The 24,710-nt window shown below is 63.9% G+C and carries 17 protein-coding genes and 8 pseudogenes; 20 read left to right on the top strand and 5 right to left on the bottom strand.

All coding sequences use genetic code 11. The features are described 5' to 3' along the window. Nucleotides 1–9: 9 nt before the first annotated feature. Together PE067_RS07270 and PE067_RS07265 are read right to left on the bottom strand one after the other, a co-directional pair. A complete protein-coding gene (locus PE067_RS07270; RefSeq protein WP_276188513.1) occupies nucleotides 10–1,575 on the bottom strand; it encodes a ComEC/Rec2 family competence protein in 1,566 nt (521 codons plus the stop codon). After that, nucleotides 1,488–2,219, bottom strand: a complete 732-nt coding sequence (locus PE067_RS07265; RefSeq protein WP_276188512.1) for a hypothetical protein — start codon at nucleotides 2,217–2,219, stop codon at nucleotides 1,488–1,490. Before PE067_RS07265 ends, PE067_RS07270 begins: the two co-directional genes overlap by 88 nt. A 205-nt stretch (nucleotides 2,220–2,424) precedes the next feature. Between PE067_RS07265 and gltX the strand changes: the two are divergent. The 13 genes and pseudogenes from gltX to PE067_RS07200 all read left to right on the top strand — a co-directional run bounded on the left by gltX (nucleotide 2,425) and on the right by PE067_RS07200 (nucleotide 15,486). Further along, nucleotides 2,425–3,832, top strand: a pseudogene (gene gltX / locus PE067_RS07260) (glutamate--tRNA ligase). A 53-nt stretch (nucleotides 3,833–3,885) separates the two neighbouring features. Next, nucleotides 3,886–5,179, top strand: a pseudogene (locus PE067_RS07255) (citrate synthase). A gap of 136 nt (nucleotides 5,180–5,315) precedes the next feature. Continuing rightward, entirely contained in the window at nucleotides 5,316–5,999 is a 684-nt protein-coding gene (locus PE067_RS07250) for an SDR family NAD(P)-dependent oxidoreductase (protein ID WP_276188511.1), read from the top strand. Nucleotides 6,000–6,102: 103 nt separating this feature from the next. Further along, nucleotides 6,103–6,454: pseudogene (secG, locus tag PE067_RS07245) on the top strand (preprotein translocase subunit SecG); the annotation flags it as partial. 299 nt (nucleotides 6,455–6,753) lie between these two features. Then, on the top strand, nucleotides 6,754–8,397 hold the full coding sequence (locus tag PE067_RS07240; protein WP_276188510.1) for a CTP synthase: 1,644 nt from the start codon (nucleotides 6,754–6,756) through the stop codon (nucleotides 8,395–8,397). 92 nt (nucleotides 8,398–8,489) lie between these two features. Then, nucleotides 8,490–8,960 (top strand): hypothetical protein, encoded by a 471-nt coding sequence (locus PE067_RS07235; RefSeq protein ID WP_276188509.1) that lies wholly within the window; start codon nucleotides 8,490–8,492, stop codon nucleotides 8,958–8,960. Between the two features lie 75 nt (nucleotides 8,961–9,035). Continuing rightward, nucleotides 9,036–9,953 (top strand): polyphosphate kinase 2, encoded by a 918-nt coding sequence (gene ppk2 / locus PE067_RS07230; RefSeq protein WP_276188508.1) that lies wholly within the window; start codon nucleotides 9,036–9,038, stop codon nucleotides 9,951–9,953. Nucleotides 9,954–10,130: 177 nt separating this feature from the next. After that, nucleotides 10,131–10,592: a TerB family tellurite resistance protein gene (locus PE067_RS07225; protein ID WP_276188507.1), complete on the top strand. Its 462-nt coding sequence runs from the start codon at nucleotides 10,131–10,133 to the stop codon at nucleotides 10,590–10,592. A gap of 87 nt (nucleotides 10,593–10,679) precedes the next feature. Then, nucleotides 10,680–11,512: pseudogene (locus PE067_RS07220) on the top strand (amino acid ABC transporter ATP-binding protein). A 23-nt stretch (nucleotides 11,513–11,535) separates the two neighbouring features. Then, complete coding sequence (locus PE067_RS07215) at nucleotides 11,536–12,270, top strand: transporter substrate-binding domain-containing protein (protein WP_276188506.1); 735 nt, start codon at nucleotides 11,536–11,538, stop codon at nucleotides 12,268–12,270. A gap of 65 nt (nucleotides 12,271–12,335) precedes the next feature. Then, nucleotides 12,336–13,218 (top strand): annotated as a pseudogene (locus PE067_RS07210) (ABC transporter permease subunit). Further along, nucleotides 13,215–14,052 (top strand): annotated as a pseudogene (locus PE067_RS07205) (ABC transporter permease subunit). The pseudogenes PE067_RS07210 and PE067_RS07205 overlap by 4 nt, the downstream one beginning before the upstream one ends. A gap of 3 nt (nucleotides 14,053–14,055) precedes the next feature. Next, a complete protein-coding gene (locus PE067_RS07200) occupies nucleotides 14,056–15,486 on the top strand; it encodes a glutamine synthetase family protein (RefSeq protein ID WP_276188505.1) in 1,431 nt (476 codons plus the stop codon). Here PE067_RS07200 and PE067_RS07195 read toward each other — a convergent pair. Beyond that, nucleotides 15,428–16,555 carry an aminotransferase class V-fold PLP-dependent enzyme gene (locus tag PE067_RS07195; RefSeq protein WP_276188503.1) on the bottom strand — a complete coding sequence of 376 codons (1,128 nt, stop codon included), beginning with the start codon at nucleotides 16,553–16,555 and terminating at the stop codon, nucleotides 15,428–15,430. The two genes, PE067_RS07200 and PE067_RS07195, sit on opposite strands and share 59 nt — an antisense overlap. Nucleotides 16,556–16,759: 204 nt before the next feature. Here PE067_RS07195 and PE067_RS07190 point away from each other — a divergent pair, with 204 nt between their 5' ends. The 5 genes from PE067_RS07190 (at nucleotide 16,760) to PE067_RS07170 (ending at nucleotide 20,334) form a co-directional block, all read left to right on the top strand. Then, a complete protein-coding gene (locus PE067_RS07190; protein ID WP_276188502.1) occupies nucleotides 16,760–17,467 on the top strand; it encodes a type 1 glutamine amidotransferase in 708 nt (235 codons plus the stop codon). Next, nucleotides 17,464–18,822: a glutamine synthetase family protein gene (locus tag PE067_RS07185; RefSeq protein ID WP_276188501.1), complete on the top strand. Its 1,359-nt coding sequence runs from the start codon at nucleotides 17,464–17,466 to the stop codon at nucleotides 18,820–18,822. The genes PE067_RS07190 and PE067_RS07185 overlap by 4 nt, the downstream gene beginning before the upstream one ends. A gap of 225 nt (nucleotides 18,823–19,047) precedes the next feature. Then, complete coding sequence (locus PE067_RS07180; protein WP_276188500.1) at nucleotides 19,048–19,365, top strand: antibiotic biosynthesis monooxygenase; 318 nt, start codon at nucleotides 19,048–19,050, stop codon at nucleotides 19,363–19,365. An 85-nt stretch (nucleotides 19,366–19,450) separates the two neighbouring features. Further along, nucleotides 19,451–20,086: a ParA family partition ATPase gene (gene parA / locus PE067_RS07175; RefSeq protein ID WP_276188499.1), complete on the top strand. Its 636-nt coding sequence runs from the start codon at nucleotides 19,451–19,453 to the stop codon at nucleotides 20,084–20,086. 17 nt (nucleotides 20,087–20,103) lie between these two features. Beyond that, nucleotides 20,104–20,334 (top strand): I78 family peptidase inhibitor, encoded by a 231-nt coding sequence (locus PE067_RS07170; protein WP_276188498.1) that lies wholly within the window; start codon nucleotides 20,104–20,106, stop codon nucleotides 20,332–20,334. 3 nt (nucleotides 20,335–20,337) lie between these two features. Here PE067_RS07170 and uvrB read toward each other — a convergent pair. Both uvrB and PE067_RS07160 read right to left on the bottom strand, forming a co-directional pair. Further along, nucleotides 20,338–22,528: pseudogene (uvrB, locus tag PE067_RS07165) on the bottom strand (excinuclease ABC subunit UvrB). Nucleotides 22,529–22,593: 65 nt separating this feature from the next. Continuing rightward, on the bottom strand, nucleotides 22,594–23,121 hold the full coding sequence (locus PE067_RS07160; protein WP_276188497.1) for a superoxide dismutase family protein: 528 nt from the start codon (nucleotides 23,119–23,121) through the stop codon (nucleotides 22,594–22,596). 122 nt (nucleotides 23,122–23,243) lie between these two features. Between PE067_RS07160 and PE067_RS07155 the strand changes: the two are divergent. Then, nucleotides 23,244–23,554 (top strand): annotated as a pseudogene (locus PE067_RS07155) (ETC complex I subunit). A gap of 167 nt (nucleotides 23,555–23,721) precedes the next feature. Further along, nucleotides 23,722–24,651: an MYG1 family protein gene (locus PE067_RS07150; RefSeq protein WP_276188496.1), complete on the top strand. Its 930-nt coding sequence runs from the start codon at nucleotides 23,722–23,724 to the stop codon at nucleotides 24,649–24,651. The last annotated feature ends 59 nt before the right edge of the window (nucleotides 24,652–24,710 follow it).

Here is a 24,710-nt window from a genome sequence, read left to right as displayed (position 1 = left end):
TTTATTTCATCAATTTCCTGAAGATGCGGTTAACGCCGCCATCATTCCCGCCGCCAAAGCCCGTCCTGCACCCGGTTGACCGGGTGACCAGTCGCGGCTTCCGCCGCGTTGGGCCGTCGTGGCAACGACCGGGCGCCCCCGGTCGAACCAGATCGCGATCGCGCCGCTTTGCTGCAGGATGGACAGGTCCAGCAGCAGGCATGCGGCATCGCCGGATTGCCCGGCGCGGTCATCCACAATCACGACGGTCGCGGGGCCGCAGGCTGCAGTCGCGGCATCCGGCGCGGATTTCCCTGTGGCGTGGACAAAGCGCAACGCCTGCCCGCCAGCATCGACCATCGCGCTGCGCCGGTTGCGCGGTCCCTGCCATAACGGGTCCGGCCCCGGTCGTGCGGCGGAACGCGCCTGGCTGGCGGCATCCCCGTCATCGGCCAGCCAGTTTTCGGCGTGAAAGGCACCGCCGCTTTCCTTGGACATGGCTCGCCCCGCCGGGGTCATGATGCCCACCGCATCACCCTGCGCCGAGATCAGGACATCGGGACGGCGGGCGCCGATCCAGATCATGAAACCCGCGGCAAGCATCAGAATTCCAACCGAAAACACCGGTGCGGGCAGCCGGCATCCGCGCCAGCGCCACATCCTGCGCGCTGTCAATGTCGTCAGCATCAGGCCGGTGCCGATCAGCGGCAGGACCGGGCCGGGCGGCAGGGGCACCAGCAGGTCCGCGCCATTCCAGCCCGCGATCCATTCGGCGACCCACAGCATCCATGTCGTGCCCAGCCCCATGACCCACAGCGAGATTCCCTCCAGCCCGAAAGGCGCCAGAAACAGGGCGATCACGCCCATGTTCATCACGAAAGCCCCCATCACCGGCACGACCAGCGCATTGGCTAGGAGCCCATAGGGTGCGATCCGCCCGAATTGCGCCGCAGCCAGCGGACCGGTCGCCAGCCCCGCAAAGACAGAGGTCAGGAACAGCAGCAGGATCGCATGGCTCCATCGCGGCAGATGGGCCGAAACCGCGCGCCAGGGATGGGACATCAGGACCAGCACCACGGTCGCGGCAAAGCTCATCTGGAAACCGGGCGTCGTCAGGGCCTCGGGGCCCAGAACAAGGACGATCACGGCGGCGATGGCGACGGTGCGCAGGGAAATCGCCCGCATGTCGACCAGAATCGCGAACAGCATGACCGCAACCATGATGAAGGCGCGTTCCGTCGCGACCCCGCCCCCCGACAGCCACAGATACCCCGCCGAGGCCAGAATCGCGCCCCCCGCCGCGATCTTGTGCAAGGGTGGCGCCATCGGGCCGCCGCGCAGATGCGCCATCACCGCGACCACGCACACCCCAAAAAAACGCAGCGTGCCATAGACGAAAGCCGCGAGCATCGTCATATGCAGCCCGGAAATCGAGATGATGTGGTAGAGGCTGGAAATCCGCATGACCTCATTCGTAGCCTCGGCAATGCCCGAGCGGTCGCCGGTCATCAGCGCCGCAGCCACCGCCCCCGCCTGCCCCCCGATGCGGTCCTGCATGGCCTGCGACAGCTGCATACGCAGCCGGTGCAGCGCCATCGTGCCGCCCCGTTGCGCCGGGCCTGCGCGCAGGATCGGCGTGCGGGTATAGCTCCACCGCCCCAAGGCTTTCGGAACCAGGCATTGCGCCGAAAATCGAAACCGCCCGGTTCGGACGGCCGGGCGGCGGCCCCAGATGCGCGGTCAGCATGACATGCTCGCCCGGTTCCGGCACATCCGGCGCGGGCGCATTCGCTGTTCCCATCAGGGAAATCCGCACCTTTTCCGGCGTGCGCGACGGGGCGGTATGGCGCAAAACCACATGGTCCAGCGTGATTCTCGACCTGGTCGCGGGCCGAGCGGTCGATCATCACCACCCGCCCCTCGACCGGGCCATAATAGCGGTAGGTCATCACCGGGGCGGCAACCATATGCGACCGCAGCCCGGCCAGCAGCGCGCCGCCCGTGACCAGGCAGACCACGAAACAGCCCAGGATGATCTGATCTGAACCCGCCCGGTCGTCAGGCAAAAACCGCACGAAACGGGGCAGAACAGCCCCGGCCAGCGCCAGAAGAAACACCAGCGACACGGCGGCGTAAAAGGCCGGCCCCGGTTCCTGCTGCAGCGAAAACCACAGCCCGATCCCGACCGCCAGCCAGAACGGCACCCAGACCACAAAGCCCGCCCTTGTGATCTGCGACACCCGAGGCACCACCCGCGCAGGCGCCTGCGCCCTGCCACTTTTGGCAGCCGGGATGTGCCCCGTTAACGGTTCGGCAACCGATGTCACGCCTTATCCTTGTCCTTCGCCCACGATATGCGTATTTTTGCGCCGAGTTTGACAGGCAGGAGTTACCAGATGGTTAACGCCCTCTGCGAGATCCCCGCCGCTACCCCACAAGGCCCAAATGACTGCAGACAAGCCCGTCGTCACCCGGTTCGCCCCTTCCCCTACCGGCTATCTTCATATCGGCGGCGCACGCACCGCACTGTTCAACTGGCTTTTCGCACGCGGCCGGGGCGGGAAATTCCTGCTGCGGATCGAGGATACCGACCGCGCCCGTTCCACCCCCGAAGCAACCGAGGCGATTTTGAAGGGTCTGGAATGGCTGGGTCTTGACTGGAACGGCACCCCCGTCAGCCAGTTCGAAGGCCGCGACCGCCATGCCGAAGTCGCGCTGGAGATGCTGGCCAACGGCAGCGCCTATCGCTGCTATTCGACGCCCGAGGAAATCACCTCGTTTCGCGAATCCGCCAAGGCCGAGGGGCGCAGCACCCTGTTCCTGTCGCCCTGGCGCGACGCGGATCCCGCGACCTGGCCCGATGCGCCCCATGTCATCCGGCTGAAGGCGCCGCGCGCAGGCCAGACCATCGTGCGCGATGCGGTGCAGGGCGATGTGACCTTTGCCAATGACCAGCTGGACGACATGGTGCTGCTGCGTTCGGACGGGACACCGACCTATATGCATGCGGTAGTCGTGGACGATCACGACATGGGCGTGACGCATATCATCCGGGGCGACGACCACCTGACCAATGCCGCGCGCCAGATCCAGATCTATCAGGCGATGGGCTGGGATATCCCGGTTTTCGCCCATATTCCCCTGATCCACGGCACCGACGGCAAGAAGCCGTCGAAACGCCACGGCGCGGTCGGGCTGCATGAATATGCGGCGCTTGGCTATCCGGCGGCGGCGATGCGCAACTATCTGGCCCGCCTTGGCTGGAGCCATGGCGATGACGAGCTGTTCACCGACGCGCAGGCCCGCGACTGGTTCGATCTGGACGGAATCGGCAAGGCCCCGGCGCGGCTGGACTTCAAGAAGCTGGAACATGTCAGCGGCTGGCATATCGCGCAGATGGATGACGCCGCGCTGATCGCGGAACTGGGCGCGCTTCTTGCGGAAACCGGCCAGCCCGCGCTGAACGGCACGCAATTGTCACGTTTGCGCCTCGATTCTGCCCCTGCTGAAGGAAAAGGCGAAAACCCTGCCCGCATTGCTGGACCAAGCCCATTTCGCGATGATCGAGCGTCCCGTCGCAATCGAGGAAAAAGCGCTGGCCGCGCTGGATTCGGTATCCCGTGGTATGCTGAAAGAATTGACTGCCGCGCTGCAGAATGCTAACTGGCAGCGGGACGAACTGGAAGCGAATGCCAAGGCGGTGACCGACGCGCAGGGCCTGGGCCTGGGCAAGATCGCCGCACCGCTACGCTCTGCTTTGGCCGGTCGCACATCGACCCCCAGTGTATTCGACATGATGACCGCGCTTGGCCGGGAAGAAACCTTGGCCAGGCTACAGGATCAGTTGGGCTGACCGCCCCATCCACCCACCGGCTTCGGCCGGTTTCAGGCGAAAGGGAACCCCGAATGGCAGATGCTAAATCGGCAAAGGTCAATATCAACGGCCAGGATTACGACCTGCCCGTGCTGTCGCCGACTGTCGGCCCCGATGCGATCGACATCCGCAAACTGGATGGCGAGGCCGATGTCTTCACCTTCGACCCCGGCTTTACCTCGACCGCGTCCTGCGAATCCTCGATCACCTATATCGACGGCGACAAGGGCGAGCTGTGGTATCGCGGCTATCCGATCGAACAGCTGGCCGCGAATTCCAACCATCTGGAAACCAGCTTCCTGCTGCTTTACGGCGAATTGCCGAATGCGGAACAGATGGCCGATTTCGACCGTCGCGTGACCCGTCACACGATGGTGCATGAACAGATGCACAACTTCTTTCGCGGCTTCCGCCGCGATGCGCATCCGATGGCGACCATGGTCGGCGTCGTCGGCGCGATGTCGGCATTCTACCACGATCTGACCGATATTAACGACCCCTGGCAGCGCGAGGTCGCGGCGATCCGCCTGATCGCGAAACTGCCGACCATCGCCGCCATGGCCTACAAGTATCTCCCGGGTCAGCCGATGGTCTATCCGCGCAACGACCTTGATTATGCGTCGAATTTCCTGCGCATGTGCTTTGCCGTCCCGACCGAGGAATATGTCGTCTCGCCGATTCTGGCCAAGGCGATGGACCGCATCATGATGCTGCATGCGGATCATGAACAGAACGCCTCGACCCTCGACCGTGCGTCTGGCGGGCTCGTCGGGCGCCAACCCCTTTGCCTGTATCGCGGCGGGCATCGCCTGCCTGTGGGGCCCGGCACATGGCGGCGCCAACCAGGCCTGTCTGGAAATGCTGCGCCAGATCGGCACCGTCGACCGCATCCCCGAATATATCGCCAAGGCCAAGGACAAGGACGATCCCTTCCGCCTGATGGGTTTCGGCCACCGCGTCTACAAGAACTTCGACCCGCGCGCCAAGGTGATGAAACAGTCCGCGGATGAGGTTCTGGACCTGCTGGGCATCCATGACAACGAAACCCTGAAGGTCGCCAGGGAACTGGAACGGATCGCGCTGGAGGACGAATATTTCGTTTCCAAAAAGCTGTATCCGAACGTCGATTTCTATTCCGGCATCATTCTGGAGGCGATGGGTTTCCCGACCTCGATGTTCACGCCGATCTTTGCGATCTCGCGGACGGTGGGCTGGGTCGCCCAGTGGAAGGAAATGCTGAACGATCCGCAGAACAAGATCGGCCGCCCGCGCCAGTTGTATATGGGTGCTGCGCGTCGCGACTATACCCCCGTGAACCAGCGCTGATCGCCGACTGACAAGATGACAAGGCCCCCATGGCAGCCGCCACGGGGGCCTTTTTGCCATGGGCGCCCTGCCCTGCGCCATGCTGCGACCCTGCGGGGGCTTGCTTGTCCGGGGGAGCGGTGCCAAAGGGCAGATCATGACAGATACGAATCCCGCATCCGAAAAAATCGCGCTGATCACCGGCGCATCGCGCGGTCTTGGCGCCGCGCTGGCCGAGGCGCTGGCGGCGCGCGGCTGGCATATCCTGGCCGTCGCCCGCACCACCGGCGCGCTCGAAGAACTGGACGACCGCATCCGCGCGGCGGGCGGTTCGGCCACGCTGGCGCCGATGGATGTCACCAACCCCGAGGCGATGATCCAGATGGTCAAGGCCGTTATGACCCGTTGGGGGGGCGTCGATTTCTGGGCGCATACCGCGATTCATGCCGCCCCCCTCAGCCCCGCCGCCCATATCGACCCCGGGGATTTCCAGAAATCCGTCGATCTGAACGTCAGCGCGACTCAGGGGCTGATCGCCCTGATCGAGCCGCTGCTGCGCGGGCGTCAGGGACAGGCGCTGTTTCTGGACGACCCGCATGTCGCCACGCGCTTTTTCGGCAGCTATGGCGCGACCAAGGCGGCGCAGATCGCGCTGGCCCGCAGCTGGCAGGCGGAAAACGAAAAGCTTGGCCCCCGCATCCACGTCGAGACGCCCGCCCCGATGCCGACCGCGATCCGTGCCCGCTTTTTCCCCGGCGAGGATCGCGACGCCCTGACCCCCTGCCGGACCGAGGCCATGCGCATCCTCGACCGCATCCTTGACGGCCAATCGCGTCACTGACGCCATGAAACAGGCCTGCGGCGCCGATCACGGATCACGCCGCCTTGCCAAGCCCGCATTGCGCGACTAGATAGACCCGTCGCTGAAAGAAAGGCCCGCCCCCGTGGAAAACATCGTTCTGACCGTGCATCTGCTGTTGGCCGTGGCGCTGATCGCGCTGGTTCTGCTGCAACGGTCCGAAGGTGGCGGCCTTGGCATGGGTGGTGGCGGCGGCGGTGTCATGACCGGCCGTCAGGCCGCGAACGCCCTGACCCGCGGTGACCTGGATCCTCGCCATCGCCTTTCTGGCGACCTCGCTGACGCTGACCGTGATGGCGGCGCGCAATGTTTCGACCGGGTCGGTGATCGACCAGCTGAACATCGGCGGATCGGCACCGGCGACGGATCCGACCATGCCCGCGCTGCCCGGCTATACGCCGCCGCCGCCGGCCGGCTCGCCCATCGTTCCCGGCGCCCCCGCTCCGACGACCTCTGCGCCCGCAGCCGTCGAAACTGCGCCCGCAGAGACACCGGCAGCAGCACCGGCCACACCGGCACCCGCCGATCCCGCACCCGCCGAAACGCCCGCAGCGGACAGCACCCCCGCCGCACCTGCGACCCAGAACTGAACCGACGAAGATAAGGGGCGCTTGCCGCCTCTTTCCAATACCTTGCGGTCCGTTGCGGCCTCGGGAAGAATCGGATATAGCTATTCTCCCGTGATGCCGGTCCAGATGGACCGCTTTCGACTTGATGAATAATCACGGGAGCCCCAATGGCGCGTTATATCTTTATCACCGGCGGCGTGGTTTCCTCACTGGGCAAGGGGCTGGCCTCGGCCGCGCTTGGGGCGCTGTTGCAGGCGCGGGGCTATACCGTCAGGCTGCGCAAGCTGGACCCCTATCTGAACGTCGATCCGGGCACGATGTCGCCCTTTGAACATGGCGAGGTTTTCGTCACCGACGACGGCGCCGAAACCGATCTGGATTTGGGCCATTACGAACGCTTTACCGGCGTGTCGGCGCGCCGCACCGATTCCATTTCATCGGGCCGCATCTATTCCAACGTGCTGGAAAAGGAACGCCGCGGCGCCTATCTGGGCAAGACCATTCAGGTCATCCCCCACGTCACCAATGAAATCAAGGACTTCCTGTCCATCGGCGATGATGAGGTCGATTTCATGCTCTGCGAAATCGGCGGCACCGTCGGCGATATCGAGGGCCTGCCCTTTTTCGAGGCGATCCGCCAGTTCACCCACGAACGCCCGCGTGGCGAATGTATCCTGATGCATCTGACGCTGCTGCCCTATCTGGCCGCCAGCGGAGAGTTGAAGACCAAGCCGACCCAGCACAGCGTCAAGGAATTGCAGTCCATCGGCCTTGCCCCCGACGTGCTGGTCTGCCGGTCCGAACATCCGATCCCGGAAAAGGAACGCGCGAAAATCGCGCTGTTCTGCAACGTTCGCCCCGATGCGGTGATCCCGGCCTATGACCTGAAATCCATCTACGAGGCCCCGATGGCCTATCACCGCGCCGGTCTGGACCGCGCCGTGCTGGACGCCTTTCAGATCAGCCCCGCGCCGCGCCCCGACATGTCGCGTTGGGAAGATGTCATGGACCGGCTGGACAATGCCGAGGGCGAGGTCCGCGTCGCCGTCATCGGCAAATATACCCAGCTGGAGGACGCCTATAAATCCATCGCCGAGGCCCTGACCCATGGCGGCATGGCCAACCGCGTCCGCGTCCGCGCCGAATGGATCGACAGCGAGATCTTCGAGAAGGAAGACCCCGCCCCCTATCTGGAAAACTTCCAGGCGATTCTGGTCCCCGGCGGTTTCGGCGAACGCGGCACCGAAGGCATGATCGCCGCCGCGAAATATGCCCGCGAAAAGCATGTGCCCTATATGGGGATCTGCCTTGGCATGCAGATGGCGGTGATCGAGGCCGCGCGTGATCTGGCCGGGATGCCGGATGCCGGATCCGAGGAATTCGACCACGAATCCGGCAAGACCCGCTTTACCCCGGTCGTCTACCACCTCAAGGAATGGGTGCAGGGCAATCACAAGGTCGAACGCAAGGTCACCGATGACAAGGGCGGCACCATGCGACTTGGCGCCTATACCGCGATCCTCGCGCCGGATTCCAACGTCGCCCGCGTCTATGGCGCGACCGAGATCGAGGAACGCCACCGCCACCGCTACGAGGTCGATGCCAGCTACCGCGAAGAACTGGAAAAGGCCGGGCTGCGCTTTTCCGGCATGTCCCCCGATGGCCGCCTGCCCGAGATCGTCGAGGTCGAAGGCCACCCCTGGTTCATCGGCGTCCAGTTCCACCCGGAACTGAAATCCAAACCCTTCGCGCCCTCGCCGCTGTTTGCCGATTTCATTCGCGCGGCCAAGGATGGCGATCGGCTGGTCTAGGCCGAAGCGGCAGGATCCGCCCTGCGGATCTTGCCTTTCCGGGCGGCTTGGGGCGATCATCGGCCATGCCCCTCCTGCGACCGGATGCTTTCATGCGCAGCCTTTTCCCGTTCCTGCTCTGCCTGACCGGCGCCCCGGCCGCCCCGGCGCTGGCCGATGCGCCGATCTTTGTCATCGACCAGACGCGGCTCGCCTTTGACCTTGGCCCCGGCGCGCCGGCGAATTCCCCCGCGCGACAGGCGAATTCACCGAATGCGGCGGCAAATTCGGCGGCGAGCGCGGCGAATTCATCGGCCTCTTACGCCAATTCGCCGGACAATCCGGCAAACGGGCGGCGCGTGATCTTTACCGGCGATGGCGAGGTCGTGGGCTATTACGTCGAAAACGGCGCGGGCACGCTGAACCTGTTCGACCGCGCGGGCAGGCGGATTGCCTATCGCCCGCGCGGCACCAAAAGCCTGTTTTCGGCATCCGGCCAATGGTGCGGCACGCTGGCCCAGTCACAGGGCCAGGGCTTTGCCTTTGGCGTCACCCGATCCTGCGGTGCGCGGTTTTTCGACTGACCTCGCCCCGGGCGCACCGAACTGTCACAATTCCCGGGATATACAGGCGCGACTCTGGCTCAGGACAAGACAATCATGGACAACCCGCTGCAACCAACCCCGAACCTCTGGCTTGAAAACGAGCTTCAGGACACGCTGGACGAAGATATCGAGATCGAGCTGGAAGATGCCGCCCTGTCCGAAGAAATCTCGCGCATCTATCGCGCCGCCCATCCCGACGCGCTGGACCGCAAGGTCTATTTCCACGAATTGCTGCGCCTGCAGGCCGAACTGATCCGCCTGCAGGACTGGGTCAGCCATTACAAGGAAAAGGTCGTGGTGATCTTTGAAGGCCGCGACAGCGCGGGCAAGGGCGGCGCGATCAAGCGGATCACGCAGCGCCTGAACCCGCGCGTCGCCCGCGTCGTGGCCCTGCCCGCCCCTTCGGACCGCGAAAAAACCCAGTGGTATTTCCAGCGTTACGTTCCCCACCTGCCCGCGGGCGGCGAAATCGTGCTGTTCGACCGCAGCTGGTATAACCGCGCCGGTGTCGAACGCGTCATGGGCTTTGCCAGCGAAGATCAGGTCCAGCAGTTCTTTGACGACGTTCCGGAATTCGAACGGATGCTGGTGCGCTCGGGCATCCGGCTGGTGAAATACTGGTTCTCGGTCACGGATGAAGAACAGCAGATGCGATTCCTGATGCGCATCCACGACCCGCTGAAACAGTGGAAACTGTCGCCGATGGACCTTCAGTCCCGCGTCCGTTGGGAAGATTACACCAAGGCAAAAGAGGAAATGTTCGAACGCACGAACATCCCCGAGGCGCCTTGGTATATCGTCCCCGGCAATGACAAGAAACGCGCCCGGCTGAACTGCATGGCGCATCTGCTCAGCATGATGCCCTATACGGATGTCCCGCACGAGGAAATCCACCTGCCCGACCGCGTCTTCAACCCCGATTACGAACGCGAAGTGCTGCCGCGCGAACTGTATGTGCCGCAAAACTACTGACGCCCGCTGACGGCCGGTTGCCGCGCCGCGATATGTCATCGTGGCGCGGTTTCCAGCGGGGACGGCAGGTGGCGAAAGCCGGTTGGACCCTTGATGTCACCAGCGTCGCAGCCCATGACCGGCGCGCTGCCCGATCCGACAGCTTGCCGCTGCCAGCCATTGCCGTAAACTGCGCCGATGTTTCGAAATATCCTTGGCCGCATGTTCGGCGATGACCCGCAATCCGACCCGCTTGATTCCTCTGATGCAGAGGTGGCGATCGCTGCCCTGATGGTGCGGCTGGCCCGCGCCGATGACCATTACGGCGAGGTCGAAAGAAACCGCATCGACCAGATCATCGCCCGCAGGCACGGCCTGACCACCGCCGAGGCCGCCGAACGCCGCGCGGCCGCCGAGCTGATCGAGGCCGAGGCCCCCGACACCGTCCGCTTTACCCGCCAGATCAAGGATCGCGTCGCGCTGGAGGACCGGCTTGGCATCGTCACCGCGCTGTGGGAAACCGCCTATGCCGATGGCAACCGCGCCGCCGCCGAGGAAACGCTGGTCCGGCTGGTCGCGGGGCTGCTTGGGGTCAGCGACCGCGATTCAGGGCTGGCCCGCAAACAGGTGCTGATCGATCTGGGGATCCGGGATGGCTGACCGGCACGGGGGCGCCCGCCCAAATGACCCTGCGGCAGGCCGCATGAATCCGTTGCAATCGCCCCGCAAATATCGCCTGATCGCAGCATGACACATGATCAGGCCCTTGCCGCATCTTCCCCAGCAGAGCACCCGGTCGCGCCGGACACCGCCGCGCGTCCGGTCATCGAAATCCGCGATCTGTATAAATCCTATGGCAATCACGAAGTCCTGAAAGGCGTCGACCTGATCGCGCCGCGTGGCCATGTCATCGGGCTGATCGGATCGTCGGGTTCGGGGAAATCGACGCTGCTGCGCTGCTGCAACCTTCTGGAAGACAGCCAGAAAGGCGATGTGATCTTTGACGGCGAGCCGGTGAAATGGACCAGCGCCGGGCCGGGGCGCCTGCCCGCCGACCGCGCCCAGGTCCGTCGCCTGCGCACGAATCTGTCGATGGTGTTCCAGCAGTTCAACCTGTGGTCCCATCTGACCATCCTGCAAAACGTGATGGAGGCGCCTGTCACCGTCCTTGGCCGACCCGCAGCCGAGGTCGAGGCACAGGCCCGCGCGCTGCTGGACAAGGTCGGCATCGGCGACAAGGCCGCGTCATGGCCTGCCCAGCTTTCGGGCGGCCAGCAACAGCGTGCCGCCATCGCCCGCGCCCTGTGCATGGGTCCCAGGCGTTGTTGCTGGACGAACCGACCAGCGCGCTGGACCCCGAATTGCAGCAAGAGGTCGTGCGCGTCATCAAGGATCTGGCCGCCGAACATCGCACCATGATCATCGTGACCCATGACATGCGCCTTGCCGCCGATGTCTGCGATCACGTCATCTTTCTGCATCAGGGCCGGATCGAGGAACAAGGTCCGCCCGCGCAGATCTTCGGCGCACCGCAAACCGCGCGGCTGCGTCAATTCCTCAGCGCCACATCGGATTGCTGAGTTCGACCAACAGGAGAGAAAAAGTGAAAAAACTGCTGCTTGCCGCTGCCCTGACCGCCCTGACCGCTGGCCTGACCGCCGGGGCTGGCATGTCCCAGACCGTCCGCATGGGGACCGAGGGCGCCTATCCTCCGTATAACTTCATCGACGACAACGGCCAGGTCGCCGGCTTTGAACGCGAATTGGGCGACGAACTGTGCAAGCGCGCGGCGCTGGAATGCACTCGGGCCAAGAATGACTGGGATTCGATCATTCCGAACCTCGTGTCAGGCAACTACGACACGATCATGGCCGCGATGAGCATCACCGAAGAACGCAAAAAGGCGATCTCGTTCACCCAGAACTACCTGCCGCCCGCCGCCTCGTCCTTTGTCGCGCTGGAGGACGGCGTCGATCTGGAAGGCGGCATCATCGCGGTGCAGACCGGGACGGTTCAGGCCTCCTATATCGCCGAAACCCCGGCCACGATGCTGGAATTCCCGAATATCGACCAGGTTTTCGCGGCCATCCGCAACGGCGAGGCCGATGCCGGCTTTGGCGATCACGAGGTCGTCCGCCCCTATGTCGAAGACAGCGACGATCTGACCTTTGTCGGCGAAGAGGTGTTTCTGGACGAAGGGATCGGCGTCGGCCTGCGTCAGTCCGACAATGAACTGCGCGAGAAACTGGATGCCGCCATCACCGACATGAAAGGCGATGGCAGCCTGAATGCGCTGATCACGAAGCATTTCGGCGACGCTGCCGCGATCCACGAATGATGATCCCGAAATGAACCCGGCGCCGTCGCGGGACATGCCCCGTGACGGCCCGACAGGGCTGACCGATGTTTTCCTACCGTAGCGATCCATCCGCGCTGGAAGGGCTTGTCTGGTTGTCGTGCTATCTGACGACCGGCACCCACATGATGTTCTACACCAGCTTCGGCACGGTCCTGCTGGTCCTTGCCATCACCGCCCCCATCGCGCTGCTGTTCGGCTTTGGCGGCGCCCTGGCGCTGCGTTCGGCCTTTGCGCCCCTGCGATGGTTCGGCAGGATCTATACCTCGATGGTGCGCGGCGTGCCCGACATCATCTTTTTCCTGTTCGTGCCCATCGCGCTGGATCAGGGCTTGGAATATCTGCGCAGCCGGGTCTATTGCGATCCTTCGGTGCCGGTCCGGCAGGGCAATGACTTCGTCGTCTGCGCGGCGGCGAAACTGCCCATGTCCAGCAGCCCGGGCTGGGTGCATGACATCTATGGCATCTTTCTGGCGATCACCGCCTTTGCCATCGTCTTCGGCGCCTTTTCCGCCAATGTCCTTTACGGCGCCATGCAGGCCGTGCCCCGCGCCCAGATGGAAACCGCCGAGGCCTACGGCATGACGCCCCGACAGGCGACACGGCGCATCCTGCTGCCGCAGATGTGGACCTATGCCCTGCCCGGCCTGGCCAATCTGTGGATGGTGCTGATCAAGGCCACGCCCTTGCTGTTCATCCTCGGGGTCGAGGATATCGTCTATTGGGCGCGCGAACTGGGCGGGGCCAAGACATCTTCCTTTGCCTATCCGCACCCCGACTGGCGGCTTTATTATTTCCTTGGCCTGCTGGCGTTCTACCTGCTGATGACATGGGTTTCGGAAAAGCTGCTGGACCGGCTGCGCCGGCGCCTCCGTCGCGGGCGGTCAGGCGACGATGGCGGGCGAAGCCGTGCGCAAGGTGGCGGCATGAGCAGCTGTTTCCAGATCATTCAGGATTACGTGCTGCGCTCGCTTGGCATTGGCCAGCGGGTGCCGCCGCGTTCCGATTTCACCCTCTGCCACGAATTGACGCCGATCGCCTCGGGGCTGATCTGGAACGTCTATTTCGCCTTTTCGCGCTGCCGATCGAAGCTTTTTCATCGCCAATGCCAGCGGCGCTGCGCGCGCCAGCGCCAACCCCCTGCCGCGCAAGCCCGCGGAATGGTTCATCTTTCTGTTCCGGGGCAGCCCCTTGTTCATCCAGTTCTTTCTGGCCTATGAACTCTTGGTGCAACTGCCCCGCGCGGGCATCGACATCCTTGGCCTGACCGTCCAGACAAGCTGGCTGACCAAGCCGCATGGGGCGGGCGCGTGCTGATCGTCCTGACGCTCAACACCGCCGCCTATTCCCGCCGAAATCTTTTACGGCGCGCTGCGCAACGTCCCAAAGGCCGATCTGGAAGCCGCCGATGCCTATGGCTTTTCCGGCTGGAAACGCTATCGCCGGATCGTTCTGGCCGATCACCATGCGCTTTGCATGGCCCGCCTATACGAATGAGGCGATCTTTCTGCTCCATGCCACGACGCTGGTCTATTTCTCGGCCTTTCCGGCGTTCCAGCAGCGCGGCGACAGCCTGTATTACGCCAGCTATCTTGCGGAAAAGACCTTCAACCCCTTTGTCGCCTATCCGATCGTGGCGCTTTTATTTCATCGCGTTGACCCTGGTGCCTGATCCGGCAGCTCGGGGTCGCAAACCGGCGGCTGAACCGCCACCTACCCGGAGCGGTGCCGCGCGCGCGTTACCGCCCCAACCTTTTCAGGTGATCCATGGACTGGCTACTCGACCACCCCGACGTCAAGACGATCCGCGTTGCCGCGGCGGATCTGGTCCGCATGGCGCGGGGCAAACGCATTCCGGCGCGCTTTTCGCACAAGATCCTCAGCGAGGGCACGAAATTCCCCTATTCCGTCCTGAACATGGACATCTGGGGCGAGGATGTCGAAGACAGCCCGCTGGTTTTCCAACCGGGCGACCCAGACGGGCTGCCGTTGCCGACGGAACGCGGCTTCATGCCCATGCCCTGGCTGGACGCGCCGACCGGCCTGTTGCCGCTGTGGATGTTCCACACCGACGGCACGCCCTATGACGGCGATCCGCGGCAGGCGCTGGCCCGCGTCGTCGAACGCTACAAGGCCGCCGGGCTGACGCCGGTCGTCGCGACGGAACTGGAATTTTTCCTGATCGACGATTCCTGGCGGGCAAGTTGCGCGTGCCCCAGCCCGCGCTCGGGCAAGCGCCGCACCGGGGCCGAAACCCTGTCGCTGCGGGCGCTGGATGCCTTCGACCGGTTCTTTACCTCGCTTTACGACGCCTGCGAGGCGATGGATATTCCCGCCGATACTGCGATTTCCGAAGCGGTGCCGGGGCAGTTCGAAATCAACATGATGCATCAGGACGACCCCTTGAAGGCCGCCGACGACGCTTGGCTGTTCAAGATGTTAGTCAAAGGGCTGGCGCGGCAATATGGCTTCGCCGGGTCCTTCATGGCCAAACCCTACGAAGAATGGAACGGTTCGGGGATGCATATGCATTTTTCCGTGCTGGACCGCGACGGCAACAACATTTTCGACAATGGCGGCGAGGAAGGTTCCGACATGCTGCGCCATGCGGTCGCGGGCTGTCTGGCGGCGATGCCCGGCTCGACGCTGGTCTTTGCGCCGCATGAAAACAGCTATGACCGGCTGGTGCCGAATGCCCATGCGCCGACGGGGATTGGCTGGGCCTATGAAAACCGCACCTCGGCCATCCGCATCCCGTCATCGGGGCCAAAGGCGCGGCGGATCGAACATCGCGTGGCGGGGGGCGATGCGAACCCCTATCTGTCGGTCGCCGCCGTTCTGGGCGCGGCCCTGATCGGGATCGAGGACAAGATGCAGGCGCCCGAACCGATCAAGGGCAACGCCTATGATCAGGGGCTGGCGCAACCGCCCGCGACTTGGGGCGCGGCCATCGACGCATTCGCGACCTGCCCGCATATCGCCCGCATTTTCCCCGCCCATCTGATCGAGAATTTCGTCATGACCAAGCGGCAGGAACTGCATTACATGGCGGAACTGTCCGACGACGAAACCGTCGAACTGTATTCTGGACACCGTCCTAGAAAACGCCCCCGCTGCCGTGACGCGCGGGGGCGTTTCGTTACAGAACCTTGTCGACGGCCTCTTGCAGGCGCGCGACGGCGGCATCGACATCCTTGAGCTTGTCCAGACCGAACAACCCGATGCGGAAGGTGCGGAAATCCGCGCCCTCGCCCACCTGCAACGGCACGCCCGCCGCGATCTGCAAGCCCTGCGCCAGAAACTTCGAGCCGTTCTGCACATCCGCATCACCGGTATAGGCGACGACCACGCCCGGCGCGCCGAAACCATCGGCGGCCAGCAGGCGGATGCCCTTGTCGCGCAGCAGCGCGCGCACGGCATTGCCCAGCTTCCATTGCGCATCGCGGGCGGCGTCGAAACCCCATTCGCGGGTTTCGTTCATCGCATCGCGCAGCCCGATCAGCGCATCGGTCGGCATGGTCGCATGATAGGCATGACCGCCGTTTTCATAGGCCGCCATGATCGCGCGCCATTTCTTCAGATCCAGGAAAAAGCTGTCGCCGGTGGTTTCCTCCAGCCGCGCGGCAGCCTTGGCCGACAGCATCACCATCCCGGCCGAGGGCGAGGCCGACCAGCCCTTTTGCGGGGCAGAGATCAGCACATCGACGCCGGTCGCCGCCATATCGACCCAGATCGCGCCGGATGCGATGCAGTCCAGCACCATCAGCGCGCCGACCTCGTGTGCGGCATCCGACAGCGCGCGGATATAATCGTCAGGCAGGATCATCCCGGCGGCGGTTTCGACATGGGGGGCGAAAACCGCATCGGGTTTCACCTCGCGGATTTTCGCCACGACCTCCTCGATCGGCGGGGGCGAAAAGCTGGCCTGCGGTTCGTTTCCGGTGGCGCGGGCCATGACCACGGTGGTTTCGCGGGTGAAGTTGCCGGCGTCGAAGATCTGGCTCCAGCGGAAGCTGAAAAAGCCGTTGCGCACGACCAGCGCATGGCCGCCCCTGGCAAACTGACGCGCCACCGATCCCATCGCGGCAGAGCCGCCGCCGGGCACCAGCGCCACCGCCTCGGCGCCATAAACCTCGCGCAGGGTCGCGGAAATATCGCGCATCGCCTGCTGGAAACGCTTGGACATATGGTTCAGCGAACGGTCGGTAAAGACGACGGAATATTCAAGCAATCCATCGGGATCGACGTCGGGGCGCAAACCGGGCATGGCATTCTCCTGTAACAGTCGGGGTGACGCTAGCACGAAGCCACAGGGCCGTCAGTCAGGACTTTCGGTTCAGGACCGCGCAGGGCTGCGACATTCTGCGGCAGCGCGCGAACATGTCGGGTTTGACGCAAAGGCCCCGCTGCCCGCCCTTGCCGCTGTCACCGCGCGGGATTACCTTGTGGTCAAAGCAACATAGGCCAATTCATGCGTATCGGCATCCTGAAATCCGGTCAGTCGCCCGAAGTCATTCGCGGAGATGTCGGCGACTATGACACCATGTTCGAAAAACTGCTGGCGGGGCGCGGTTTCGATTTCCGCAGCTATCACGTCGAAGCGATGGAGTTTCCGGCCAGCGTCCATGATGCCGATGGCTGGCTGCTGACCGGATCGCGCCACGGCGTTTACGAAACCCATGCCTTCATCCCCCCGCTGGAAGACTTCATCCGCCGCGCCTACGACGCCCATGTGCCGCTGGTCGGCATCTGCTTTGGCCATCAGGCCATCGCGCAGGCGCTTGGCGGCAAGGTCGTCAAAAGCCCCAAGGGCTGGGCTGTCGGCGCGCAGGATTACGATTTCGACGGTCAGAACGTCACGCTGAACGCCTGGCATCAGGATCAGGTCGTCGAACTGCCTGAAGGGGCGCGGATCGTGGGTCGCAACGATTTTTGCGAAAATGCCGCGCTGGTCTATGACGACCGCGCCTATTCGGTGCAGGCCCATCCCGAATTCGGCGATACGATGGTGCAAGGGCTGATCGACCACCGCGCCCGGGGTATCGTGCCCGACGACCTGCTGGCCCGCGCCGAAACCCGCATGGGTCAGGCCGATTCCGCCAGCATCGCCGACCGGATCGAGACATTCTTCAAGGCGCCCCGCGCCAGAGACACCGCCCAGAACAGGGGTGCCGCATGAGACCCGACTGGCTGGACCACACCCTGCAGGCCGCGCAGGATTACGTCGCCGGGCGCCGCATGGATGAGGTGGAATGCATCGTCGCCGATATCGCGGGGGTCGCGCGCGGCAAGGCCATGCCCGCGTCGAAGTTCGCCAAGCAGGAACGGTTCTACCTGCCGAATTCGATCTTTCTTCAGACGATTACCGGCGAATGGGCCGATAACCCCTCGGGCGCGTTCACCGAACCCGACATGATCCTGACGCCGGATTTTTCGACCACAGCCGCCGCGCCCTCGACGGCGGATATGACGCTGATGGTCATCCATGACGTCAGCGACCAGCAGGGCAATCCCGTCCCCGTCGCCCCGCGCAACCTGCTGAAACGCATCGTCGGCCTGTATGAAGCCAAGGGCTGGAGCCCGATCGTCGCGCCGGAAATGGAATTCTTTCTGGTCGCGCGCAACATCGACCCGAACCAGCCGATCATCCCGCCGATGGGCCGCACCGGCCGCCGCGCCGCCGCGAAACAGGCCTATTCCATGTCGGCGGTCGATGAATATGGCAAGGTCATCGACGATATCTATGACTTTGCCGAGGCACAGGGCTTTGAAATCGACGGCATCCTGCAGGAAGGCGGCGCCGGCCAGATCGAAATCAACCTGAACCACGGCGATCCGGTCCATCTGGCCGACCAGATCTTTTACTTCAAGCGCCTGATCCGCGAGGCCGCGCTGCGTCACGATTGCTTTGCCACCTTCATGGCCAAGCCGATCGAGGATGAGCCGGGCAGCGCCATGCACATCCACCATTCGGTCGTCAGCGCGAAAACCGGCAAGAACATCTTTTCCGACAAGCAGGGCCGCGAAACGCCGGAATTCCTGCATTTCATCGCGGGCATGCAGAACCACCTGCCCGCAGCGATTGCCCTGCTGGCGCCTTACGTCAACAGCTATCGCCGCTATGTTCCCGATTTCGCGGCGCCCATCAATCTTGAATGGGGCCGCGACAACCGCACCACCGGCCTGCGCGTCCCGGTTTCCGGCCCCGAGGCGCGGCGGCTGGAAAACCGTCTGGCGGGGATGGATTGCAACCCCTATCTGGGCCTCGCGGCCAGTCTGGCCTGCGGCTATCTGGGGCTGACGGAACAGAAACTGCCCCGCGCCGAATGTCTGGGCGATGCCTATATGTCGGCGGATGAACTGCCCTATAATCTGGGCGATGCGCTGGACCTGATGGACGAAAGCCAGGCCATGCGCGACGTGCTGGGCGCGGAATTCGTCGATGTCTACCAATCGGTGAAAAGAAACGAATTCAAGGAGTTCCTGCAGGTCATCAGCCCATGGGAACGCGAACACCTGCTGCTGAACGTCTGACCGGGACGGCGGCGCGCGGATCGGGCGCTCCTTGCGGCGCCCTTGATGCGGTCGCCGGAATTTTCAGGATGGCGAATGCAGCATTCGCCCACTTGTCGATGTCATGATGGCCGGGTCCTTGCCCACCCCTTGCGCGCCGGGCGATCCGGGCGCGATCCGGCTTTGACGGCGGCCCCGCAGGGCGCCTAGAATGGCCCAAGGCAAGCAAGCCAGGGGAGGCAAGCCATGACCAGGATCGACACCAGTTTTTCCGGCCAGACCGTCATCTGCACCTTCGAGGTGACGCCGGGCAGCGCCCATGACGTGCTGGACGCGCTGCAGGACGCCTATCGCGATGTCATCTCGAAATCGCCGGGCTATGTCTCGGGCGCGGTCCATCTGAACGACGCCCAGACCCGGATCGCGACCTATTCGCAATGGGATGCGCGCGGCGATTATCAGGCCATGCTGCGTTCCCCCGAAATGCGCGACAGAAACCGCGCCATCCATGCCATGTGCCGCAGCTTTGAACCGGTGATGTATGAGGTCGTCTCGACCTGGTGAGAATTTCGTGCTGCAGCCGCGAAAAAGACGTGCATCGACCGGGCGCACCACATAATCTGGTGTGAACAACCGCAAGGAGCGCAGGATGGCGGGACGCATCATCACCGTGGCGCAGCAAAAGGGCGGATCGGGCAAGACCACCGTGGCGGTCAATCTGGCCATCCGGCTGCGCGCCCTGGGCCATTCCGTCGCCCTGATCGACACCGACCCGCAGGGCAGTCTGGGCCGGTGGTTTCTGGAACGGCTGGACCGCGTCGGCGAAGATGACGATCTGGAATTCTCGACCTCTTCGGCATGGGGGGCCAGCTACGAATCCGAAAAGCTGAAAAAGCGTTTCGATTTCGTCATCATCGACACCCCGCCCAAGATCGACAGCGACCTGCGCCCGGCCTTGCGCGTGGCCGATCTGGTCATCGTGCCGGTCGCGGCCAGCCATGTCGATCTGTGGGCGACCGAGGGCGTTCTGGACCTTGCCCGCCGCGAAAAGGCCGAGGCGATGATCGTCCTGAACCGCACCCGCCCCAACACCCGGCTTGGCGCCGAAATCGCCGAAAAGGCGGGCGAGTTGGGCGCCATCGTCGCCACCGCGCAGCTTGCCAACCGGGTGGCCTATGCCGAAACGCTTGGTCAGGGCATGGGTGCCAGCGAAACGGCGCGCAACGGCGCCGCGCGCGACGAAATTCACAATCTGACACAGGAGATCTTGGCATTCTGGCCCTGATCCATACCGCCGCGCTGATGCTGGTCCTGACCGGCGGTGCCGAAGACCCCGCACAGAAAGACCCTGCCTGCGGGCTGGACCGTTTGGGCGATCTTGTCGGCCAGCAGGTCGACCAGATTGAAATCCCCGGCGATATCATGCACCGCATCTTGCGCCCCGGCATGCCGATGACGCGGGACTTTCGCCCGATGCGGCTGAATATTCTGGTCGATGATCAGGGTCTGGTGACCGAAGCCTATTGCGGCTGAGCCCTAGCCCGAACGCTTGCGCGACCGCTTGGTCCCGCCGCGCTGCCCCGCGCGCCCTGCCGTCGACCGCCCCGAGGATTTGACGGCGGCCTCTGCCGCTTCCTCGACGGCGGCTTGCCGGGCAAGCGGGTCGTCGGCAATGGCCAGTTCCACCGCCTCCAGCCGCTTGACCTCGTCGCGCAGGCGGGCGGCTTCCTCGAATTCCAGGTTTTCGGCGGCCTTGCGCATCTGGGCGCGCAAGGCATCCAGATGGGCGGCAAGGTTGGACCCGACCAGCGGCTTGTCGACCTTGGCCGTGATCCGCGATCTGTCGGTATCGCCCTGCCAGAGCCCCGCCAGCACATCGTCGACATTCTTGCGCACGGTCTGGGGGGTGATGCCATGTTCCAGATTATAGGCCATCTGCTTTTGCCGCCGCCTTTCGGTTTCGGCCATGGCGCGTTCCATGCTGCCCGTGATGCGGTCGGCATACATGATCACCCGGCCATCGACATTGCGCGCGGCGCGGCCAATCGTCTGAATCAACGAGGTTTCCGACCGCAGGAACCCTTCCTTATCCGCATCCAGAATGGCGACCAGCCCGCATTCTGGAATATCCAGCCCCTCGCGCAGCAGGTTGATGCCGACCAGCACATCGAAGGCGCCGAGACGCAGATCGCGCAGGATCTCGATCCGTTCGATCGTGTCGATATCGCTGTGCATATAGCGGATGCGGATGCCCTGTTCGTGGAAATATTCGGTCAGATCCTCGGCCATGCGCTTGGTCAGGGTGGTGACCAGCGTGCGCATGCCCGCAGCCGCGACCTTGCGGATTTCGTCCAGCAGGTCATCGACCTGCATCTCGACCGGGCGAATTTCGATCTGCGGGTCCAAGAGGCCGGTGGGGCGGATGACCTGTTCGGTGAACACGCCGCCGGTCTGGTCCAACTCCCATGTGCGCGGGGTGGCGCTGACAAAGACCGATTGCGGGCGCATCGCGTCCCATTCCTCGAACTGCAGGGGGCGGTTGTCCATGCAGCTTGGCAGGCGGAAACCATGTTCCGCCAGCGTCATCTTGCGCCGGAAGTCGCCGCGATACATGCCGCCGATCTGCGGCACGGAAGCATGGGATTCATCCGCAAAAACAATGGCATTGTCGGGGATGAACTCGAACAGCGTGGGCGGCGGCTCGCCCGGTGCGCGGCCGGTCAGGTAACGCGAATAGTTTTCGATGCCGTTGCACATGCCGGTCGCCTCCAGCATCTCCAGGTCGAAATTGGTGCGCTGTTCCAGCCGCTGCGCTTCCAGCAGCTTGCCTTCGTCCTGCAACTGTTTCAGGCGCACGGCCAATTCCGCCCTGATGCTCTTGGTCGCCTGCTGCAACGTCGGGCGCGGCGTGACATAGTGGCTGTTGGCATAGATGCGGATCTGCTTGAAACTGTCGGTCTTGGCCCCGGTCAGCGGGTCGAATTCGGTGATCGTCTCCAGCTCATTGCCAAAGAAATCGAACCGCCATGCCCGGTCTTCGAGGTGGGCGGGCCAGACCTCGACGACATCGCCCCTGACTCGGAAACCGCCGCGCTGGAAGGCCGCGTCAAGGCGGCGATATTGCTGCGCGACAAGCTGGCCCAGAAATTCGCGCTGGTCATAGCTTTCGCCGGTGATCATGTCCTGCGTCATCGCCGAATAGGTCTCGACCGAACCGATACCGTAGATGCAACTGACCGAGGCGACGATGATCACGTCATCGCGTTCCAACAGCGCCCGCGTGGCCGAATGGCGCATGCGGTCGATGGCCTCGTTGATCTGGGATTCCTTTTCGATATAGGTATCGGTGCGCGGGACATAGGCCTCGGGCTGGTAGTAATCGTAATAGCTGACGAAATATTCGACCGCGTTATCGGGAAAGAAGCCTTTGAATTCGCCGTATAATTGCGCGGCAAGCGTCTTGTTCGGGGCAAGGATGATGGCCGGGCGCTGCGTCGCCTCGATCACCTTGGCCATGGTATAGGTCTTGCCGGTGCCGGTGGCGCCCAGCAAGACCCGGATCGCGTTCCCCCTGACCTATGCCCTGCGACAGTTCGGCAATCGCCGTCGGCTGGTCGCCCGCAGGCTGGAATTCGCTTTGCATCACCAGACGCCGCCCGCCTTCCAGCTTGGGGCGAGTCACCTCGGCAAAGCGGGCGACGGGAGCGTTGGTGTTGTTGTGACCCATGGTTTCACCTTTGTTCTCGCCTCTCAATCTGGCGTTTTCGGGCGAGGATGCAAGGTCTGGTCGCTTTATTCCCCGGCAAAGACCCCGCAGGCGATGCGCGCGCCGGAATTGCCGGTGGGGGGCGTGGTATAGTCATCCGGGTCGGCGTGGATGACAATCGCAGACCCGTCGCCGTCCATCAGCAGATCGGCGGTGACGGCAGGCGCGAAATATTCGACCTTGAGCGCGCCGTTTTCCGGCACATGCAGGTTCGGCAGGTCGCCCGGATGCGCGCCGCCCTGCCCCATCACGCCATGTTCGTGCCCACCCGCGATATGCGCCCCGGCCGAGGTGAATTCCGGCCCCTCGCAACTGCCGGTTTCATGCAGATGGACGCCATGCGTGCCGGGCGGCAGACCGGTCAGGTCCAGAACGATCAGCGAACCGCCGGTCAGCAGGGGCGAAACCGTGACCGTGCCACGCGGTTCCGACGCGGCATCCATCACCTGGGCGGTCAGGTCCTGCGCATAGGCCGCCGTGCCCGCCAGGGCAAAGCCCGCAAGCAGCGCAGCAACCCGGCACGACGCCGCCACGCGGTCAAAGGATTTCGTCATCTGTAATACCTTTCAGTCAATGATTGCATTGACCAAACGTCAACCTTTCCCGCCGGTTCCGGCTTGAATGGCAAGCTGCGTTGCGCGATAAGATCTCCGCAGGATTTTCAGAGAGTCACGCCATGCGAGTTCGCATTTACCAGCCGGCGCGCAACGCCATGCAATCGGGAACCGCCAAGACCAAGGATTGGCTGCTGGTCTTTCCGCAGGCCGACGCCCGCGAAATCGACCCGCTGATGGGCTGGACCAGCAGTAACGACACCCAAGCCAGGTCCGTTTGCGTTTCTCCAGCCGCAAGCAGGCCGAGGATTACGCCCGCGAAAACGGTCTGGACTATGAGGTGATCGAAACGCACAAGCGCGCCCCGAACATCCGCCCGCGCGGCTATGGCGAAAACTTTGCCACCGACCGCCGCAGCCCGTGGACGCATTGATTTGGTAAATCGGGCGAAAGTTAGTGCCGGCTCTGGGTAGTTTCCGCCGAGTTTGGGGCATAGTTTTGTCAACCTGTTGATTTTTTGGGGCCGGATTTCCGGCCCTGCCTTATGATTTGCCGGATCGGCCGGACCGGACGATCCGACCGCACCAAGGAATGCCGACCATGACCCCCGCCTATCTCGTCACCCATTCCGGCGGCTTTCATGCGGATGAGGTCTTTTCGACTGTCATGCTGACGCGGCTTTTTCCGCAGGCGGAACTGGTCCGCAGCCGGGGCGCCGAATGGATCACCCCCGGTCCCGACCGCATCATCTATGACGTGGGCGGCGCCTATGATGCCGGTGCGGGGATCTTCGACCACCACCAGCGCGGCGCGCCCCTGCGCGAGGATGGCCAGCCCTTCAGTTCCTTCGGCCTGATCTGGCGCCACTTCGGCCGTGACTATCTGGCTGCCTCTGGCATCCCAGCCGATTATATCGAAACGGTTCACGCATCCTTTGATGCAAGGTTCGTCCTGCCGGTCGACCTGCTGGACAATGGCGCGCTCAACCCGGCCAGCGCCGGGTCGCTGCTCACAGGCATGCTCTTGCCCGAGTTGATCGAGAGCCTGAAGCCGGTCTTCGACGACAGCGCGCCGGGTGCCGAGGACAGCGCCTTTCAGACCGCCCTGACCATCGCCCGCGCCTTCGCCGAGGCCCGCATCGCACGCAGCGCCGCCAAGCTACGCGCTGAAGCCATCGTCCTTGATGCCATCGCCAAGGCAGGCACCAGCCGCATCCTCGAACTGCCCATGGGCATGCCCTTCCGCCCTGCCGTGGTCAGGGCCGGCGCGGATCACCTGTGGTTCGTCATCAACCCGCGCGGCGATGATTGGGTGATCGGCGGCATCCGCAAATCCGAGGATGGTTTCGAACAACGCGCCGACCTGCCCGCCTCATGGGCCGGACTGAGTGGCGCGGCACTGGAGGAAGCCTCCGGCGTGCCGGGGGCGATCTTTTGCCACAATGGCCGCTTCATCGCCGCCGCCGCAACCCGAGACGCCGCAATCGCCATGGCAGAGATCGCCGTGCGGGAAGCCGAGACGGCAGCCTGATACCGGGACAGCCCCGGCAGTGAACAGAGCGGCCTTGGGCGACGGGTGAAATGGGCCAA

It is taken from the genome of Paracoccus sp. DMF-8 (assembly GCF_029309835.1).
Lineage (GTDB): Bacteria > Pseudomonadota > Alphaproteobacteria > Rhodobacterales > Rhodobacteraceae > Paracoccus.
Note: the sequence above shows the minus strand (reverse complement) of the source record. Positions and strands in the feature narration are given on the sequence as shown.

Bases quoted from the DNA above. Each gene is read 5' to 3' on its own strand.
- PE067_RS07270 (WP_276188513.1), bottom strand. From the start codon at position 1,575: ATGGCGCTGCACCGGCTGCGTATGCAGCTGTCGCAGGCCATGCAGGAC.
- PE067_RS07250 (WP_276188511.1), top strand. From the start codon at position 5,316: ATGACAGATACGAATCCCGCATCCGAAAAAATCGCGCTGATCACCGGC.
- PE067_RS07240 (WP_276188510.1), top strand. From the start codon at position 6,754: ATGGCGCGTTATATCTTTATCACCGGCGGCGTGGTTTCCTCACTGGGC.
- PE067_RS07235 (WP_276188509.1), top strand. From the start codon at position 8,490: ATGCGCAGCCTTTTCCCGTTCCTGCTCTGCCTGACCGGCGCCCCGGCC.
- ppk2 (WP_276188508.1), top strand. From the start codon at position 9,036: ATGGACAACCCGCTGCAACCAACCCCGAACCTCTGGCTTGAAAACGAG.
- PE067_RS07225 (WP_276188507.1), top strand. From the start codon at position 10,131: ATGTTTCGAAATATCCTTGGCCGCATGTTCGGCGATGACCCGCAATCC.
- PE067_RS07200 (WP_276188505.1), top strand. From the start codon at position 14,056: ATGGACTGGCTACTCGACCACCCCGACGTCAAGACGATCCGCGTTGCC.
- PE067_RS07195 (WP_276188503.1), bottom strand. From the start codon at position 16,555: ATGCCCGGTTTGCGCCCCGACGTCGATCCCGATGGATTGCTTGAATAT.
- PE067_RS07190 (WP_276188502.1), top strand. From the start codon at position 16,760: ATGCGTATCGGCATCCTGAAATCCGGTCAGTCGCCCGAAGTCATTCGC.
- PE067_RS07185 (WP_276188501.1), top strand. From the start codon at position 17,464: ATGAGACCCGACTGGCTGGACCACACCCTGCAGGCCGCGCAGGATTAC.
- PE067_RS07180 (WP_276188500.1), top strand. From the start codon at position 19,048: ATGACCAGGATCGACACCAGTTTTTCCGGCCAGACCGTCATCTGCACC.
- parA (WP_276188499.1), top strand. From the start codon at position 19,451: ATGGCGGGACGCATCATCACCGTGGCGCAGCAAAAGGGCGGATCGGGC.
- PE067_RS07170 (WP_276188498.1), top strand. From the start codon at position 20,104: ATGCTGGTCCTGACCGGCGGTGCCGAAGACCCCGCACAGAAAGACCCT.
- PE067_RS07160 (WP_276188497.1), bottom strand. From the start codon at position 23,121: ATGACGAAATCCTTTGACCGCGTGGCGGCGTCGTGCCGGGTTGCTGCG.
- PE067_RS07150 (WP_276188496.1), top strand. From the start codon at position 23,722: ATGACCCCCGCCTATCTCGTCACCCATTCCGGCGGCTTTCATGCGGAT.